Raw genomic sequence first — 13,013 nt, forward strand, 5'->3', positions numbered from 1 at the left:
ATTAGAGGCTCGGCCCTTGGACGGATACGGTGCCTTCGGCCGGAAGCGCACCATACTGATCGAAGAGCTCCTGATAGACGCCTTCGCTCTTCAGCTCCTCAATGACCTTGGCTACAGCCTCAGCCAGTGGACGGCTCTTGAATGCAAGCGCAACCGGGGTCGGATAAAGACCGGAAACTGCCCTCACGAAATCGCCGCGATCGGAGTATTCTTTCGCAACACCGTCGATGGATACGACAGCTTCAACCTGGCCGGCACGCAGCGCCTGATAGGCGAGGGCGAAATTGTCGAATGTGCGAAGGGTGAAGCCGGAAAGGCCGCGTGCCATCAGTTCTTCGTTGAACTGCTTTGCCTTGGTTTCCTCAAAGCCACCGATTTCAACACCCACGACACGACCGTTCAGGTCATCCGCGCTCTTGATCTTCTGTGCATCCGCAGAGCCGACCGAAATGCTGATCGCCTGCTGCTCGTAGGGGATCATCTGCATCATCTTCGCACGCTCCTCGGTGAAGAAGATGCCGGTGTTGATCATATCCCAGCGGCCGGCCTGGAGGCCAGGAACCATCGCGGAAAATTCGATGCGGATATACTCGGGCTTCAGGCAAAGGCGTTCTGCGATGATGTTGCCGAGCTCGATGCGCATTCCCTTCAGTTCGCCTGACTTATCGACATACTGCAGGGGCGGCAGGGTCGGGTTGGTCGACATGACGAACGTGCCGGGCTTGATTAGTTCGCTCTCAGCAATGACTGGCTCGCACTCGGCAGCCATTGCCGTCGTTCCGGTCAATAGGGCAGCTGCAAGGGTCAACGCGGAAATTCTGGACAGATTCATAGCTCGGTTCTCCTCATTCAAAAAAGTTCCCACTTTTTGCTCCGTCCTCTACGGACACTACCGGACCCGGAATACTAGTGGTATACCACTGGGACGAGATGTGTCAAGCATCGTCGGTCTTGTGAAATACGGTGGCCCAACCGACGGAGCTTCGGAATATCGCCTCTGGACCACGGAAATATAAATGAGGCCGGGGCGGCAGCCTTCATCAGGATAGACTAGGTCTGGTGCGTCTCGTGATGCGCCGCGCCAGCGTACGAGACGGCTTACGCGGTCTGCGCGGTCAGTCGGACGGACTCGATGCCTGCAACGGCGCAAAGCTCATCGTTATCGGAGGTGTCGCCGGTGATGCCGACAGCACCCAGCAATGTTCCCTCAGCGTTGCGGATGAGCACCCCACCTGGAACCGGCACGATACGGCCACCGGCAACGCCGTTCAGACCTTCGATGAAATGCGGACGTTCCTTGGCGGCCTTGTCGAGCCAACGTGAGCCGGCGCCAAAAGCAAGAGCTCCATAGGCTTTGCCGAAAGCGATCTCGAACCGCAGCATCGAAACGCCGTCCTGCTTCTGGAACGCCTTCAGATGCCCGCCAGCATCGAGCACGGCAACGGCCAGCTTCATGTTGCCTTCGCGGCCCTTGGCCAGAGCTGCTTCGATGATGGAATTGGCGGATTCAAGCGTAAGCTGTGTCATTTTTTCTCCACGATATTTCGGGCTTGTTGTTACGGCAGGGTAGCCGGATTTTGTTACTGCGCTGCAGCCTGTGCCTTCTTTTCCAGCCTTCTGCGGTGCAGGACCGGCTCGGTGTAGCCGTTGGGCTGTTCACGCCCCTTGAACACGAGGTCACAAGCGGCCTGGAAGGCTATTGACTTGTCGAAGTCCGGTGCCATTGGCTCGTAGAGCGGATCACCCGCATTCTGCTTGTCGACGACAACCGCCATGCGCTTCATCGTCTCCATCACTTCGTTCTCTGTCACTGCGCCGTGGTGCAGCCAGTTAGCGATATGCTGTGAAGAGATGCGTAAAGTCGCGCGGTCTTCCATCAGGCCCACATTATTGATGTCGGGAACCTTCGAGCAGCCCACGCCCTGGTCGATCCAGCGCACCACATAGCCGAGGATCCCCTGCGCATTGTTGTCGAGCTCGGCTTTGATCTCTTCCGGTGACCAGTTCGGGCAAACCGCAACCGGGATCGACAGGATGTCGGAGAGCTTGGCGCGCGGACGCGACTTCAGCTCAGCCTGAACCGCCTTCACATCCACCTGGTGGTAATGCGTGGCGTGCAGTGTCGCAGCCGTTGGTGAAGGTACCCAGGCGGTGTTGGCACCCGCCTTCGGATGACCGATCTTCTGCTCCAGCATCGCCGCCATCAGGTCCGGCATCGCCCACATGCCTTTGCCGATCTGCGCGTGACCGTCCAGACCGCACTTAAGCCCGATGTCGACGTTCCAGTTCTCGTAGGCGGCAATCCACGGCGCCTGCTTCATGTCACCTTTGCGGATCATCGGACCTGCTTTCATCGAGGTGTGCATCTCGTCGCCGGTGCGGTCGAGGAAGCCGGTGTTGATGAACACCACGCGCTCACGCGCCGCCCGGATGCACTCCTTCAAGTTTACCGTGGTGCGGCGCTCCTCGTCCATGATGCCCATCTTCATCGTGTTGGGCTTCATGCCGAGCGCGTCTTCCACCTGGCCGAACAGCTCGACCGCAAAGGCCACCTCGTCCGGTCCGTGCATCTTGGGCTTGACCACATACATGGAGCCGGTGCGGCTGTTCATGCGCCGGCCATTGGGGCCGATGTCATGCAGCGCGATGGCGGCGGTGAACATGGCGTCCATGATGCCTTCCGGCACTTCATTGCCATCCTTGTCGAGAATGGCCGGATTAGTCATCAGGTGGCCGACATTGCGCACCAGCATCAGCGAGCGGCCGGACAAGGTCACGTTTGAGCCATCGGGAGCGGTGAAGCTCACATCATTGGCAAGCTTGCGGGTGATCGTCTTGCCGCCTTTGTCGAAGCTTTCAACCAGATCGCCCTTCATCAGGCCCAGCCAATTGCGATAGGCCAGCACCTTGTCCTCGGCGTCAACCGCCGCGACCGAATCCTCGCAGTCCATGATCGTGGTGATCGCCGATTCCACCACCACATCGGCGATATGGGCCTTGTCATCGCGACCAATCGGATGGTCGGCATTGATGATGACGCAGACATGCAGATTGTTCTTCTTCAGCACGATCTCGGACGGCGAACCTGCCTCACCTTTGTAACCGGCAAACTGGGTGGCATCCTCGAGCGCCACGGTGCCAGAAGCGGTTCCGACGACGAGCTTGCCGCCGTCAACGGTCAGCCCCTCAATATCGCTCCAGCTTGCACCGCCGAGCGGCGCGCTCTGGTCGAGGAAGTTGCGCGCCCAGGCAATCACCTTGGCGCCGCGTGCCGGATTGTAGCCGGAGCCTTTCTCGGCATCATCCGCTTCAGAAATCGCATCGGTGCCGTAGAGCGCGTCGTAGAGCGAACCCCAGCGCGCATTGGCGGCGTTCAGCGCATAGCGGGCATTCATAACCGGCACGACGAGCTGCGGCCCGGCGATATAGGCCATCTCGGCATCGACATCACTGGTCTCGACCTTGAATTCGGGTCCTTCCTGACACAAATAGCCGATCTCGCGCAGGAAAGTCTCATAGGCTCCCAGATCACTCGGCGCGCCATGCTCCTTGTGCCAGGCATCGATCTTGGCCTGAAGCGCGTCGCGAACCTGAAGCAGCTCGCGGTTCTTCGGGGAAAGCACGTGAACGATCTCCGACAGCTTCAGCCAGAACGTTTCCGCATCAACACCCGTGCCAGGAAGAGCTTCCTCCACCAGGAAATCATGCAAGCTGCGATCAACTTGAAGGCCGCTTTTCTCAATCCTCGACATATCAACTCCTGCATGCTTGTTCCCGCGGAAAATCCGCTACTGCAGGTGTTAGATCAACCGGCCGCCCGCCAACAACACTTGTTCCTGAACGGAAATAATCAGCCCTCGCGGCCCTCCCAATATTGGTCCTTGCGGTAGATTTCGTGCAGATAGTCGATGAAAGCGCGCACTTTCGGCAGCAGGAAGTGACGGCTGGGATAAAGTGCTGATACGGCCACGTCTCTCGCACCTTCATATTCCGGAAGAATCTGCACCAACCTTCCGTCGGCCAGTTCCGCGCCGACATCCCATTTGGATCTCAGAGCGATGCCGAGCCCCGAAATGACAGCTTCGCGGATGACTTCACTTGAATTGGTCGTAAGAACGCCCTGGGGACGATAGATCAACAAGCCCTGGGGCCCTTCAAGACGCCAGGGTTCGCCATTGTGCGAGGGCAGACACTGATGATCCTTGAGCTCCTCGAAACTGGCTGGCATCCCGTGAGACGCGATATAACCGGGAGAAGCGCAGAGAACCCGGCGGACAGGGGCCAATCGCCGGGCAACCAGTCCCGTGTCCTTGAGCGCGGAGATCCGGATGGCCAGGTCATAGCCTTCCGCTATGATGTCGGAGAACTGGTCGGACAGGACGAGATCGATGCGGACCTTCGGGTGCCGGTTGATAAATTCACAAAGGTGAGGCGCCACATGCAGGCGTCCGAAGGATGTCGGTGCGCTGATCCGAAGGCTTCCCGCGATCTCGGCCCCTTTGCCCGCCATAAAGGTCTCGACTTCATTGAGTGCGGCCAGAACCTCCGAGATCCGTTCAAAGAACATCTGTCCGGCTTCGGTCACGACAACCTGTCTTGTCGTGCGGTTCAGCAGCCGCACATCAAGCGGTTCCTCCAGGCGTCGCACGGCTTTGGACACGGCGGCGGGCGATATGCCAAGTTCGCGGGCCGTCGCCGACATGTTTTTCGTCCGGACTATCCGTGCGAAAATATCGAGATCGCCAAGGTACTTCATGCTTGATCGCGTCCGGGCTCTGGAGTGTGGCGGTTGAAACTAACACGCTGTAAGAACATCAGGTCTCTATGACGTGATCCAATGTTGCGCTTAACGAAAGCCATCCGCCGTCTTGGTAGTTGAAGCAAAAGCCGCCCTCGAGTGGTGGCACTTGACGGTCGAGTGATCACAGAGCTCCAGGCGGTTCCAGCCCGACGCAGGTTTCGGAAAGGGGATCCTTTCCCGAAGGTGATGAAATGACCCCGTTGCAGTCTTCCCGGCGTGCACGTGGGACGTCGGCTTCGCGCGCCCTCGCCCCTGCCGTTCTCCACAGGCGGACATACGTCGAAAGAGCCCAAGACGGTCTCAATCCACGGGTGAAGCGGCCTGGGTCTGAAGCGGAAATTCCTCAGCGGTAATCTATTCCGTGTGTGCCCTAGCCGAGCCTCGACTTCGCCCTGTTTCAGATGCCGCCCATGCAGAGGTACTTCATTTCAAGGTAGTCCTCGAGCCCGTGGCGAGAGCCCTCCCGGCCGATGCCGGACTGCTTCATCCCCCCGAAAGGCGCGGCCTCCGAGGACATGCGTCCCGTATTGATGCCGACCATGCCGTATTCCAACGCCTCGGCCACGCGCCAGACACGCTTCAGGTTGGAGGCATAAAAATACGCGGCGAGACCGTAGATCGTGTCGTTCGCCGCACGCACCACTTGCTCTGCGTCCTGGAAGCGGATGATCGGGGCCAAAGGTCCGAATGTCTCCTCCTGCGCCACTTTCATTTCGCTGGAGATCGCGGTGAGGGCCGTCGCGTGCCGTTTGTGCCGATCCGGTTTCCGCCGCATCGGATTGCGCCGCCTTTTTTCACCCCGTCGGCAATGTGGGCTTCGATCTTGGCCAGGGCACGCTGGTCGATCAGTGGACCGATCGCGACGCCAGGGGCGAAGCCGTCGCCAACCGAAAGCTGGCGGACCCTCTCGACGAACTTGTCGACGAATTCATCATGGACGCCCGATTGGACATAGAGACGGTTCGCCGAAACGCAGGTCTGGCCGGCATTGCGGAACTTCGCCTGGATCGCGCCGTCAACGGCGGCATCGACATCGGCATCGTCGAAGACAATGAAAGGTGCATTGCCGCCCAGCTCGAGGCTGACCTTCTTAATCTGGTCCGAGCACTGCCGCATGAGCAGCCGCCCGATTTCGGTCGAGCCGGTGAAGCTGATCTTGCGCACCTTGGGATTGGTGCAGAGTTCGCCCCCCACCGCCGCGCCTTCGGAAGCGTAGACCAGGTTAACGACGCCGTCCGGGAAACCAGCCTCCGCGGCGAGCGCGAACATGGCCCCGGCAACCAGCGGCGTCTGTTCGGCGGGCTTCAGCACGATCGTGCACCCCGCCGCGCCGAAATCGTCTCACCATAGATGCGGTTGGCTTCCTCGGCATACCATTGGAGATACGCCGCCGCATGCGACACCTCCGACTTGGCTTCCGCGAGCGGCTTGCCCATCTCCGCGGTGAGGATCGCAGCGAGATCGGCAGTGTGGGTAACGATCAGCTGATGCCATCGCCACAGCGTGTCGCTGCGCTCCCGCGCAGTCAGCGCGGCCCATTCGGCCTGACCGACATAGGCCTTGTCGATCGCCGCACGCGTCTCTTCGACACCCATGTCGGGGAGTTCTGCCAGCAGTTCACCCGTGGATGGATTTGTGACGTCGAATGTTCGTCCGCTGACGGGCGTGGCAAGCGCCGGCACCCGGTCGATGGAGCAAAACAGCTCCGGCTGCTTCAGGTGGCGGGTCAGCGGTGGACAGAGAGGCAATTCCGATTTTCTCCTGAGTTGGTCATCGTAGCGCTGGCTTGTAGCCCACATATGCGACTTGCGCATAGGGCCTGCGGTGGCCAGCCGCAGAACCACCGCGCCCAAGAGATCAGCCGTTGGGATACTCGCCCGATGGCCACGAGATGAAGCTGTGGCACTATTTGCCCGAGCGTCGGGCGTCGCCCCGACGACGCTATGGCCGCAGATTCAGCCCGGAACTCAGCATTCTGCACCGTCCGGACATTGTTCGCGAGCGCCAGCAGCTTGGGCATTGGGAATGCGACCTGATCCAGTTCCGCAAGAAGTTCGGCAAGGCCAACGTCACATCATTGGTCGAACGGGTCAGCCGCTTCACGGTCTTGCTGCGCAACAACGACCGGCAATCGAAGCCGATCATGGACGGGCTGATCGATACCTTGAGCGCCCTTCCCCATGCCGCGCGCCGCTCGATCACCTTTGACCGCGGCACCGAATTCACCGACTGGCCGTATCTCCAGGCGGGGCTCGGCGTGCAGACCTGGTTCTGCGACCCACAGTCGCCCTGGCAGAAAGGATCGGTCGAAAACACCAATCGCCGCGCCCGCAAATGGCTGCCGAGAGACCTCGATCCCCTGTCGGTCGACGACAGCGACCTGAAGGGCATCTGTGACCAGCTCAACACCACGCCGCGCAAATGCCTCGGCTTCAGAACGCCGGCGGAAGTCTTCCGGCAAAAGCTGCTGGCCGCTTGGCTACTCGATGCTGCGCAGCTCGGCCACGATCTGCAGCGCCAGAAGCTTGGAATAGGTTCGCGCCTGCGGAACCCCGCCCAGTTGCAGCCACAAGCCCTTCTGCCCTGTCGGCCGCCAGGCGCCGCGCAGTTCGCCGGCCTGGTCCCAGCCCCAAACCTTGCCCACCTTGTCGGCGACCGCGTCGCCGAAATAGTCGCGAATGTCCACTTCCTGGTTGAGGTAGCCGGTCGCCAGCACGATCAGCTGCGCCGGGACTAGAGTCCCGTCGGTCAATCGCGCCCCGCCTGCCTCGTAGCGGCCTATTCGGTCGTTCTGCAACAGCTTGATGCGGCCATCGACGATGTATTCCGATGCTCCCACATTGAGGTAATAGCCACCGCCCCGATGCAGGTAGTTGGCGAAGTACCCGCCCCCCAGATAGCCGGGATCGGTGCGGAAGCCCGCCTTTTCGAGGCCGGCGAGCAGATCCTTATCCATCTTGGTGACGATGCGCGCGAATTCCCGGTAGCTGGCGAGCGTCGCATCGAAATTGTTGGCGATCGAGACGATGTCCACCTCATCGATGGAGCGTCCCTCCTTGTAGAGGGTGTAGATGAGATTGGCAGGATCGATATTGACAACCGTCGTCGGGCTGCGCTGGATCATCGTGACGTCGCAGCCGCGCTGTGTCAGTTCGAGCGCGATGTCGTGACCGCTGGTGCTGGTGCCGACCACGATCGCCTGCTTGCCGCGATACTCGGCGGTGGGGCGCACATCGGCGGAGTGCGTAACCGTCCCCGAAAAATCCTCAAGGCCGGGCAGGCGCGGATAGTTCTTGCGCCCTGAAACCCCGCCGGTCGCCACGACCACATGCTTCGGCCGCAAGGTGCGCTGCGAACCGTCCGGCATACGCAGCCGCGCCTGCCAGACGCCAGCTTCCTCGTCGAACTCGCCGCCCTCGAACCGCACCGACGTCCACACCGCCAGCTCCATGGCCAGCGCGTAGAATTCCATCCATGCCGCATACATGTCCTTCGGCAGATAGGCCGGCCAAGTCTGCGGATAGCTCACATAAGGGAAGTCGATCGTGTAGATTTCGTTGTGGAGTTGCAGCGTGTGGTAACGGTTTCGCCACACGTCGCCGACGCGCGGCTGCGCCTCCACTACCAGGGTTCGCACACCCATCGCCTTCAGGCGGGCCGCGATCATGAGACCGGAATGGCCGGCACCAACAACCAGCGCTTCGGGTTCCTCCTCGTCGAAATTCCTGTCCTGTTCGAGGCGATCGAGCCAGTTCTCGCCCTCGGCGCGAACCACGACGCGATCCGGACGGTGCGCTCCTATCGCCTCCGGGTAGCCGTCGAGCGTCTGCAGGGATGTCATCAGCCCCCAGGCCCGATATACTCCATCGCCGCCCTTTTCGAGCCGCACGACCCCATTGCCCGTACCGATCCCCGTGCGGAACTGGACGATGACCTCGATGACGCGCCGGCCCGCACGCAGCAGTTGACAGGGCGCGGTAAAGCGTGGATCGATCGCGAAATCGCGAATACTGCGCTGCTTTCCTTCGCTAATCAGCGTGGACGCGATGGTTTCGCGCCCCGAAAGCGGGCGAAAATCCCATTGATGCGCGAGCAGATCGCGCCAGTATCCATCTTCGGCCAGCAGGTCCGCCACCCCGGCAGCATCGCCCGTTTCCAGAGTCGCGTTGAAATTCCGCAGCCATTGTTCCGCGATCCGCCTCTCTTCGGCGGCGTGCGAAACTATGTCCTGCACCGTCTTGTTCATCGGTTCCCTCCTCCCGTCCCCGCTAGTGATAGGTCCGTCCGCCATCGACAGCCATGGTCGTCCCCGTAACGAACGAGGAAGCCGTGGATGTCAGGAAAAGCGCGGCCTGCGCGACCTCGTCATCCCTTCCCAGCCGGCGCAGCGCATAGCGCTCAAGCGTCTGCTGCAGCGCGTTGTGGTTGGGAAGCCCCGCCGTCATCGGCGTGTCGATGAGACCCGGGCAGATCGTGTTGACACGAATGGCAGGCGCGAACTCCATCGCCAGCACCTTGCCAAGCGTAATCAGCGCCCCTTTCGAGGTGGCGTAGGCAGAACGGTTCGGAAAGGGCGACAGGCCCGTTCCGGACGACAGGTTGACGATGGTCGACCCAGCCGAGGCGCGCAGGTGTGGTTCGGCGGCGCGGCACAGGAAGAATGGTGCATCGAGATTGACGGCCATTACGTCGCGCCAGCGGTCGGGCGTGGTTTCGGCAACCGATCCGGCGGCGTGAATGCCGGCGGCGTTGACCAGACCGTCGAGATGACCCAGCGCTTGCGCGGCTTCGTCAGCCACCGCCTCCAGACGCTCGACATCCCGCAGATCGCATTCGAGGGCAACCGCTCCGGTTTCGGCGGCGACCTTGCCGAGGCCCGCGTTGCGGATGTCGACCAGCGCCAGACGCGCGCCTTCCGCGGCGAAAAGACGGGCAATGGCTGCGCCGATCCCCTGCGCGGCCCCGGTGATCAGAACCGCCCTGCCGGCGAGACGGTCAGCCGGAGGTGGCGGGGAAAGGGCCTCTGTCCGGTCCGTCATGCGACACCGGACATGTGAGCAAAGGGATCGATCCCGCGAACGCGGAGCGGAACGCGAAGAACCTTCTTCGGCGCGCACATATAGACGACGTTACGCTTCGGACCACCGAAACAAAGATTGATGACGGCGCTGCCGACGAGGATCTTGCCCAGTAGCCGACCGTCCGGCGCATAGCAATGGACGCCATCGCCGGCGCCGGCCCAGATGCGGCCGGCGTCATCCAGTCTGATGCCGTCGAACAGCCCGACGGAGGCTTCAACGACGACGCCGCGATCCGTCAGCCCTCCATTGGCTCCGACATCGAAACGGCGGATATGGCAGGGATGATCGGCCCCCATCGTGCGACCACTCTCGACGACGAAGAGGCTTCGTTCGTCCGCCGAGAAGGCCAGACCGTTGGGCTGAACCATCGTCGTGATCATTGGCGCGAGCCGGCCAGTATCCGGGTCCAGCCGGTAGACGAACGCGCCCTCCTGCTCGCTTGTCGCCCGATTGCCGAAGTAGTCGGTGTTGATCCCGTAATGCGGATCCGAAAACCAGATGGACCCGTCGGACTTGACCACGACGTCGTTCGGACTGTTGAGTCGTCCCGCACCATGGCGCTCGGCCAGGACATGGATGCTCCCGTCGTGCTGCGTGCGTGCGACCCTGCGCGTACCGTGCTCGCAGGTGACCAACCGGCCCTGCCGATCCACCGTGTTGCCGTTGGCGTTGTTCGACGGCGACCGCCATACGGAGACGGTGCCCGAAACCTCATCGAAGCGCATCAGCCGGTCGTTGGGGATGTCGGACCAGATCAGGCTCCGCCATGCAGCGAAATAGGCAGGCCCCTCGTTCCACCGCCCGTCGGAGAAGATGACCTCCAGCTCTTCATGGTGGAAAAACAGCGCGGCCGATGGCTCTGTCGTTTCATAGTGTGCTGTCATGAAGCGCTCCGTTTTGCTGAAGGCGAGCCGCAACAGGCCCGGCATCATCCGCTCTGTCGTCACGCTGGAAGCGATCGAAGAGGGCAAGCCTGCGCTCTGATACGCTTCCCAGCGCAGTGCCGAGGCGCACGATGCGGCGCACATAGGAATTGAGCGGATACTCCCACGTGAGCCCGATGCCGCCATGCAGATGGATGGCCGTCTCGGCGATCTCGCGCGCCGTGCCGGGCACATAGGCAAGCATGACTTCCACAGCGTGAGCGGCAAGGGCCGTCTGCTCGTCGCCATCGGCAGAAAGGTCGCTGGCGGCCGCCGCGTACTCGACTGCGACACGCAGGTTTTCGAGTGCAAGGTAGCTGTCGGCGGCGATGTGCTTCAACGCCTGGTTCGCGCCGATCGGCTGCCCAAACTGGGTACGGTCCTTCATGTAGGACACGGAGAGCTGGAAGCAGTGTTCGGCGGCGCCGAGCAGTTCGGCGCACCGCAGGATCGCCAGACGCTCGGCGAAATCGTTGACGCGGACAAGGCGCGCATCCGCTACCGGAACCTCGATGTCCATCGCGCAGGCTTCCGCCTCCGCCTCTATCCGCGCCCGCGCCTGCGGCTCAAAGCGGGATGCGGGCAGCAGCGCCACTTCCGCGCTGTCGTCGATGGCGACGGCGAGCAAAGCATGCGGCCGGGGGCGCGCGATCGAAACGGTGCCCAACAGGCGACCACCGACACGGCGAAGCGTGCCGGATACGGGCGCCACCACCATGGCATTTCCCGCAAGGACGCGTACTCGGCTTTTTGGACTTTCGGCTGCGATGGCGTCGGCCAAAAGCAGGGTTTCCGCAAGTCCGCCGCCGCGGCAGACCCGCCCTGCTTCCTCTAAAACGACGACGGCTTCCGCCATCCCGAGACCGAGGCCGCCATTGTCCTCGGCAACCAGCAAGCCAAAAATCCCAAGGTCCGCCAGTGCGGCGTTTTCCCCGCTGTTCGCGTAGCGGGCGAAGGTTGCGGCGACCGAGGAACGGAGCATCTCCTGCTCGAGCGATTGCTGGAAATTCATTGCCCGCCTCTCCCGCCGCGCGGCAGACCGAGCACACGTTCGGCGAGGATGTTCCGCTGGATTTGCGAGCTGCCGGCATAGACGGTCTCGCCCCGCGAGGTGAAATAGACGCGTCGGAACCGTTCGGCTATCGGCGAGACCGCATCGAATTGCGGGCCGAGAACCTCAAGCGCCAGCCGCGCGATCTTCTGATGCAGATTGCTCCACAACAGCTTGAGAAAGCTCGCTTCCTCGCCAATGCGCGCCCCGGAGGAAAGCCGGCTGATGAAGCGCAGGTTGTGATAGCGCATGATGGCCAGTTCGGCGACGATGCCCCCCGCTTCGGTGCGGATGGCATCGCTGAGGATGCCCGCATCGAGAGCATAGGTGACGAGCGCGCGCAGCTCCTGCGTGAACCGCGCCTGACGGTAGAGCCGGGTGGTCGCGCGCTCGAACCCGAGAACTTCCACCGCGACCTTCCAGCCTGCATCGAGCGGCCCGATCAGCATGTCGCCGTCGACTTCGACATCGGTGAAGAAGACCTCGTTGAAATGCCGCAGGCCGTTCAAGTGCCTGATCGGCCGCACCACGACACCGGGCGTATCCATCCTGACGATGAACAGGGACATCCCCTTATAGGGCGACACATCAAGGTTTGTGCGCGCGAGCAGGATGCAGTGGCTTGCGAAATGCGCATAGCTCGTCCAGATCTTCTGGCCGTTGATGACCCACTTGTCGCCCTTGTGCTGCGCCCTTGTCTTGAGCGATGCCAGATCGGAGCCGGCATCGGGCTCGGAAAATCCTTGGCACCACGTATCGTCCATGCGCAGGATGCGCGGCACGTAATGCGTTTTCTGTTCCTCGGTGCCCGCACTGAGCAGGATCGGCGCGACTAGCTCTCGGCCGATCGTGTTGATGCTCTCGGGCGCAGAGGCTGCGCCCAGCTCCTCGTTCACCACCAGGTCGTCGAAATGGTCGCGACCCTGGCCGCCATATTCCTTGGGCCAGGCAATGCCCGACAGGCCGGCCGCATGGAGCCGCCGCTCCCAGTCGATCAGGAGTTCCTGTTCGGCGTCTTCCGATCGGGCCGGCCAGAACCCGCCCTGCGTCCAGCCCACGGGCAGGTTCTGTGCGAGCCAGCCACGCACGTCTTCGCGATAGGCCTTCTGGCTGGGCGTGAATGAGATGTCCATTGCTTAACGGGTCCGTCGCGTTCG

The 13,013-nt window shown here is 61.9% G+C and carries 9 protein-coding genes and 2 pseudogenes; 1 reads left to right on the forward strand and 10 read right to left on the reverse strand.

What is annotated here, in order from left to right; all coding sequences use genetic code 11:
- Position 1 precedes the first annotated feature (1 nt).
- The 5 genes and pseudogenes from AC3A4H_RS14225 to AC3A4H_RS14245 form a co-directional block, all read right to left on the reverse strand.
- Complete coding sequence (locus AC3A4H_RS14225) at positions 2-832, reverse strand: ABC transporter substrate-binding protein (RefSeq protein ID WP_487767317.1); 831 nt, start codon at positions 830-832, stop codon at positions 2-4.
- A gap of 266 nt (positions 833-1,098) precedes the next feature.
- Positions 1,099-1,527 (reverse strand): GlcG/HbpS family heme-binding protein, encoded by a 429-nt coding sequence (locus AC3A4H_RS14230; protein WP_487767251.1) that lies wholly within the window; start codon positions 1,525-1,527, stop codon positions 1,099-1,101.
- A 53-nt stretch (positions 1,528-1,580) separates the two neighbouring features.
- The gene (locus tag AC3A4H_RS14235; protein ID WP_487767252.1) at positions 1,581-3,752 is read right to left on the reverse strand and encodes a malate synthase G; all 2,172 of its coding nucleotides are present in this window, start codon (positions 3,750-3,752) and stop codon (positions 1,581-1,583) included.
- 98 nt (positions 3,753-3,850) lie between these two features.
- Positions 3,851-4,756 carry a LysR family transcriptional regulator gene (locus AC3A4H_RS14240; RefSeq protein ID WP_487767253.1) on the reverse strand — a complete coding sequence of 302 codons (906 nt, stop codon included), beginning with the start codon at positions 4,754-4,756 and terminating at the stop codon, positions 3,851-3,853.
- Positions 4,757-5,198: 442 nt separating this feature from the next.
- Positions 5,199-6,549: pseudogene (locus AC3A4H_RS14245) on the reverse strand (NAD-dependent succinate-semialdehyde dehydrogenase).
- Positions 6,550-6,671: 122 nt separating this feature from the next.
- Between AC3A4H_RS14245 and AC3A4H_RS14250 the strand changes: the two are divergent.
- Positions 6,672-7,271, forward strand: a pseudogene (locus tag AC3A4H_RS14250) (IS30 family transposase); the annotation flags it as partial.
- Between the two features lie 9 nt (positions 7,272-7,280).
- On the opposite strand, the gene AC3A4H_RS14255 reads toward AC3A4H_RS14250, so the two are convergent.
- Genes AC3A4H_RS14255 through AC3A4H_RS14275 form a run of 5 tightly spaced genes read right to left on the reverse strand, consistent with a single transcriptional unit; the run spans position 7,281 to position 12,989 of the window.
- Positions 7,281-9,047, reverse strand: coding sequence for an NAD(P)-binding domain-containing protein (locus AC3A4H_RS14255; RefSeq protein ID WP_487767254.1), 1,767 nt, complete (start codon positions 9,045-9,047; stop codon positions 7,281-7,283).
- 22 nt (positions 9,048-9,069) lie between these two features.
- The gene (locus AC3A4H_RS14260; RefSeq protein ID WP_487767255.1) at positions 9,070-9,840 is read right to left on the reverse strand and encodes an SDR family NAD(P)-dependent oxidoreductase; all 771 of its coding nucleotides are present in this window, start codon (positions 9,838-9,840) and stop codon (positions 9,070-9,072) included.
- A complete protein-coding gene (locus tag AC3A4H_RS14265) occupies positions 9,837-10,814 on the reverse strand; it encodes an SMP-30/gluconolactonase/LRE family protein (protein ID WP_487767256.1) in 978 nt (325 codons plus the stop codon). The genes AC3A4H_RS14260 and AC3A4H_RS14265 overlap by 4 nt, the downstream gene beginning before the upstream one ends.
- Positions 10,750-11,817, reverse strand: coding sequence for an acyl-CoA dehydrogenase family protein (locus tag AC3A4H_RS14270; RefSeq protein WP_487767257.1), 1,068 nt, complete (start codon positions 11,815-11,817; stop codon positions 10,750-10,752). Before AC3A4H_RS14270 ends, AC3A4H_RS14265 begins: the two co-directional genes overlap by 65 nt.
- A complete protein-coding gene (locus tag AC3A4H_RS14275) occupies positions 11,814-12,989 on the reverse strand; it encodes an acyl-CoA dehydrogenase family protein (protein WP_487767258.1) in 1,176 nt (391 codons plus the stop codon). The genes AC3A4H_RS14270 and AC3A4H_RS14275 overlap by 4 nt, the downstream gene beginning before the upstream one ends.
- Positions 12,990-13,013 lie beyond the last annotated feature (24 nt).

The organism is Pseudaminobacter sp. Soil_N_29, from assembly GCF_057656055.1.

Excerpts from the sequence above, each read along its gene's own strand:
- AC3A4H_RS14235 (WP_487767252.1), bottom strand. The coding sequence starts at position 3,752 with ATGTCGAGGATTGAGAAAAGCGGCCTTCAAGTTGATCGCAGCTTGCAT.
- AC3A4H_RS14270 (WP_487767257.1), bottom strand. The coding sequence starts at position 11,817 with ATGAATTTCCAGCAATCGCTCGAGCAGGAGATGCTCCGTTCCTCGGTC.
- AC3A4H_RS14225 (WP_487767317.1), bottom strand. The coding sequence starts at position 832 with ATGAATCTGTCCAGAATTTCCGCGTTGACCCTTGCAGCTGCCCTATTG.
- AC3A4H_RS14240 (WP_487767253.1), bottom strand. The coding sequence starts at position 4,756 with ATGAAGTACCTTGGCGATCTCGATATTTTCGCACGGATAGTCCGGACG.
- AC3A4H_RS14275 (WP_487767258.1), bottom strand. The coding sequence starts at position 12,989 with ATGGACATCTCATTCACGCCCAGCCAGAAGGCCTATCGCGAAGACGTG.
- AC3A4H_RS14255 (WP_487767254.1), bottom strand. The coding sequence starts at position 9,047 with ATGAACAAGACGGTGCAGGACATAGTTTCGCACGCCGCCGAAGAGAGG.
- AC3A4H_RS14265 (WP_487767256.1), bottom strand. The coding sequence starts at position 10,814 with ATGATGCCGGGCCTGTTGCGGCTCGCCTTCAGCAAAACGGAGCGCTTC.
- AC3A4H_RS14260 (WP_487767255.1), bottom strand. The coding sequence starts at position 9,840 with ATGACGGACCGGACAGAGGCCCTTTCCCCGCCACCTCCGGCTGACCGT.
- AC3A4H_RS14230 (WP_487767251.1), bottom strand. The coding sequence starts at position 1,527 with ATGACACAGCTTACGCTTGAATCCGCCAATTCCATCATCGAAGCAGCT.